This window comes from Amycolatopsis sp. NPDC003676, assembly GCF_053587275.1.
Window position 1 is genome coordinate 1 of sequence record NZ_JBSFNS010000357.1, and the last position, 1,191, is coordinate 1,191.

Consider the following 1,191-nt stretch of genomic DNA (forward strand, 5'->3'; position numbering starts at 1 on the left):
GGCGTCGCGGGCAGCATGGGACACGCCGAACTCGCCGAAGCGCTGGCGACGGCGAGCGCGTGCCTGCTGATCGGCACGCGGCTGCCCGTCACCGCCGCCGCGGGCCTGGACGCGGCACTCGCCGACGTCACCGTCCTCAGCATCGGCGCGCTGCCGCCCTACCCGGCCGCGCACCACACCACGACCACCGACCTCGCCGCGACCATCAGCGACCTGCTGACCCGCGTCGACGGCACCCCCACCCACACCGATCCCCCGGCCGACCCGACCCCGATGACAGTGCCCGACGCCGCCGGACCCGGCCTGCGCTACCGCACCGTCGTCGAAGCGATCCAGCGCGAATTGCCCACCGGCGCCGATATTTTCGCCGACGCTGGTAACACCGGGGCCAGCGTGGTGCATTACCTGAGGGTGCCCGAGGGTGGACGGTTCGTCGTCGCCCTCGGGATGGGCGGCATGGGCTACGCGTTCGGCGCAGGCATCGGTTCCGCCTTCGCCCGGCACGACGCCGCCGACGGCCCGCACCGCACCATCGTGATCGCCGGCGACGGTTCCTTCTACATGCACGGCATGGAACTGCACACCGCCGTGGAGCACGACCTGCCGATCACCTTCGTGGTGTTCAACAACAACGCGCACGCCATGTGCGTCACCCGCGAACAGCTCTACTACCGGGATCGCTACAGCTTCAACCGATTCCACCCCGCACACCTGGGAGCGGGCATCGCCGCCATGTTCCCCGGGCTGCCCGCCCGCACCGTCGACGAACCCGGTGACCTCACCGCCGCCCTGCGCGACAGTTTCACCGCCACCGGCCCCTCGTTCCTCGAAATCCTCTGCGACCCCGACGAAATACCGCCCTTCCTGCCCTTCCTGTCGACTATCGACGCCTCGAGGAGTACCCCGTGACAACCAGCGCCCTGCCCGCACTCAGCGATATCCCCGACGAGGTGATCCCCGGCGTCCTGCGCATCGAGAATTCCGATCGGGAGACGACGACCCCGATCATCATGGACATGCTCCGGTCGGTGTATCCGCACGACCAGATCTACGGCGACTTCTGCCCCGTGCAGACCTATATCGCCGCACCGCCGCGCGAGGTCTTCGAATATCTCGCCGACACCCGCTCGCTGGAGGAATGGACCTACAGCCTGCGCGGATTCACCGAGACCGACGAACCGGGACTGTGGC

1 protein-coding gene and 1 pseudogene are annotated in these 1,191 nt (G+C 68.8%); both read left to right on the forward strand.

All coding sequences use genetic code 11. The features are described 5' to 3' along the window. Positions 1 to 909: thiamine pyrophosphate-dependent enzyme (locus tag ACWDNU_RS46385; protein WP_449673515.1), on the forward strand; the 909-nt coding region annotated here is incomplete at its 5' end. After that, a pseudogene (locus tag ACWDNU_RS46390) lies at positions 906 to 1,191 on the forward strand (hypothetical protein); the annotation flags it as partial. The gene ACWDNU_RS46385 and the pseudogene ACWDNU_RS46390, both read left to right, overlap by 4 nt.